Source organism: Amaricoccus sp. W119 (genome assembly GCF_047275745.1).
Taxonomy (GTDB): domain Bacteria; phylum Pseudomonadota; class Alphaproteobacteria; order Rhodobacterales; family Rhodobacteraceae; genus Amaricoccus.
Genome location: NZ_JBKQWU010000144.1, coordinates 1 through 2663, shown reverse-complemented (window position 1 = coordinate 2663; position 2663 = coordinate 1). Strand labels below are relative to the sequence as shown.

Sequence of the window (2663 nt, the reverse complement as noted above, 5' to 3'; positions counted from 1 at the left end):
GGGCCGAGGCCTCCGTCGCGCCAGGTTTCACGTCGCTCTTGTCGTCCATGCTCTACCCCCGTTCCTCGGGAAAGTAGCGCTCGACGCTGTCTCAAGAAACCGTGCCCCGGCCCACTGGCAGGACGTGAACATGCGCCCCGACAACAGGTCGCGGCCACTCCAGGAGAGCGACCAAGCATGAGCGAAAGACCCAGGCTCAGGAACCTGAGCGAGATCTACCGCTTCCTTCGGCGCAACGAGACACCGATCTATCTGGTGATGCCGACGCCGTTCAGCCTGCTCGGCCTCGACCAGTGGGTCGGCGCGGTCGAATACGTGAACTACTTCGACATCTTCGAGGGCGAGCACCCACGCTGCTTCATTCCGGCCGCCGCCCAGGCACCCGAGTTCAAGTCGATGGAGGACGTTGCCAACTACCTGGTGGACCACCCGGAGTTCCGGGCGCGGGTGAAGGATCGCCCGGGCGGCCTGGCGCTCTTCGTCATGTTCGACGAGGAGACCGAGCGGCTCTGCGACGAAGTCGGCCTCGACATCGCCCTGCCGCCGCACGCGCTGCGCACGCGGCTCGATTCCAAGATCGAGACCACGCGGCTCGGCAACGAGGCGGGCGTCGCCTCGGCGCCGAACACCATGGGGCGCGCGACGAGCTACGCCGAACTGACGGCGCTGGCCGAGGGGGCCGGGCTCGGCTCGGACCTCGTGGTGCAGACCCCTTACGGCGACTCCGGCCGCACGACGTTCTTCATCAGGTCCGAGGCGGATTGGGACAGCCACGCGCCGAAGATGCGGAACGAGCCGCTCAAGGTGATGAAGCGCATCAACCACCTGCCCGGAACGATCGAGGGCTGCGCCACGCGACACGGCACGCTGGTCGGCCCGGTGATGACCGACATCACCGGCTTCGAGGAGATCACCCCGTACAAGGGCGGCTGGTGCGGCAACGACATGGCCCCCGACATCCTGCCCGAGGGCGTGCCCGACAAGGTGCGGACGATGGCGCGGAAGTTCGGCGACCGGCTCTATGCCGAAGGCTACAAGGGCGTCTTCTGCCTCGATTTTCTGCTCGATACCGACACGAACGAGGTCTACCTCGGCGAGCTGAATCCGCGGATCAGCGGCGCCACCCCGCCCACCAACCTGATCACCACCACTTACGGGGGTTGCCCGCTCTTCCTTTTCCACCTGCTCGAATTCATGGACGTCGACTACGATCTCGATGTCGACGAGGTGCAGCGCCGCTGGACCGACTACGACAACTGGAGCCAGATCGTCCTCAAGCAGACCGAGGACAAGGTCGAAATGATCACCGCCGCGCCACGTTCGGGCCTGTGGAAGATGGCACCCGACGGCGGCGTCAGCTTCCTGCGGCCAGCGCTGAACGTCTCCAGCCTCGGTGACGAAAGCGAGGCCTTCTACCTGCGGGTCTACGGCGCGGGCGAATACTGCTACCATGGGGCCGACCTCGGCATCCTGATGACCCGTGGCCGGATGCAAAGCGCGGACCGAGAACTGCTCGAGCGGGCCAAGCACTGGAACGCCGGGATCAAGGAGCAGTTCACCAGCGTTCCGCCGGCGCCGGAGGTACATATCGCGCCGCCGACCGACTTCACCGCCGGGAAATGGTACTGATCCGTTCACACCGGCATCTGGTCCATCTGGCGGGAACCGCGGGAGAGGGAGGCGGCCGCGTAGCGGCCCCTCCGCCCGTCGAAACGCATGGGCGGGGTTCCCGCCAGACGGAGCTTCGGGCGGCCCGGTGTCGCAGCGTTCCCCTGGTATCCCCTGGCGCCAACGGCTGTCGTTCCTGGCGAGCGCGACCATGGATATTCTGGGGCGCAGGGCGACTGCCAACCGGCTTGACGGATACGGAGCGAGACGCTCCTGGCCGAGCAGGGTCAGCGACAGCGTGGTAAGCGGGATCGCGATTGCGGGCACCAGCGACAACCAAGGCGCCACCGCCATGTAAGTCCGGCCGACAGCGACCATCGAGCCCCGGGTGAAATCGGGCGGGTGGATGCCGAGGCCAAGGAAACTGAGGCCCGATTCCGCGATGATGATGAGCGTCGTCAGTACGATTGGCAGCAGAGGGTGCCGCACGATCCAGAGCGGGTCGCTCCCATCGTTTCGGCCGGCGACAAAAGGGGCGGCGTTTCACCTCCGGCAACTCGGTCCGGACCGTGCAGCAGGTAGACCCGGGATCCGGGTGATCGCGAGCACAATGACGAGGTTCATGACACCAGGCCCAAGCACGTAGAGCACGATCATCGCGCTCAGGAGCGATGGGAAGTTCATGATGATGTCGCCGAGCAGCCCGCCCCGGAACCTCGCGATGAGCCCGAGCATCGCTCCGACGACAAGCGAGGCGACGACCGCGATCGCGGGGGTCGCGCGCGCGCCGAGCAGCGGCCGGGCGAGCACGCGCTGGTCCCGGGTTCCCGGCGGGCGACTGACCGTTCAAGACTAGCGTGCACATCAGGCTCGGCACCGCCGCCTCGGCGCTCGCGGGCAGCAGGCCAGGCTTCATCGCCCCGACTTTGGTGAGCCGTTCGCGGTGTCAACGGCGGAGCAAAACCAGGCCGTTGGGCGGCGCAAAAGTAGGCCACTTGGCGCCGCAAGCGGGGAACGGCGGGAGGGCGTAGCCCGACTAGAGTTTCCCGCTTGCG

At 66.7% G+C, this 2663-nt stretch carries 2 protein-coding genes; one reads left to right on the top strand and one right to left on the bottom strand.

Annotation, left to right across the window (positions count from 1 at the left end; genetic code table 11):
* Nucleotides 1-114 precede the first annotated feature (114 nt).
* Nucleotides 115-1629 carry a biotin carboxylase gene (locus tag ACLJK8_RS22405; protein WP_413152634.1) on the top strand — a complete coding sequence of 505 codons (1515 nt, stop codon included), beginning with the start codon at nucleotides 115-117 and terminating at the stop codon, nucleotides 1627-1629.
* A 522-nt stretch (nucleotides 1630-2151) separates the two neighbouring features.
* Here ACLJK8_RS22405 and ACLJK8_RS22400 read toward each other — a convergent pair.
* Nucleotides 2152-2418: a hypothetical protein gene (locus tag ACLJK8_RS22400; RefSeq protein ID WP_413152633.1), complete on the bottom strand. Its 267-nt coding sequence runs from the start codon at nucleotides 2416-2418 to the stop codon at nucleotides 2152-2154.
* Nucleotides 2419-2663 lie beyond the last annotated feature (245 nt).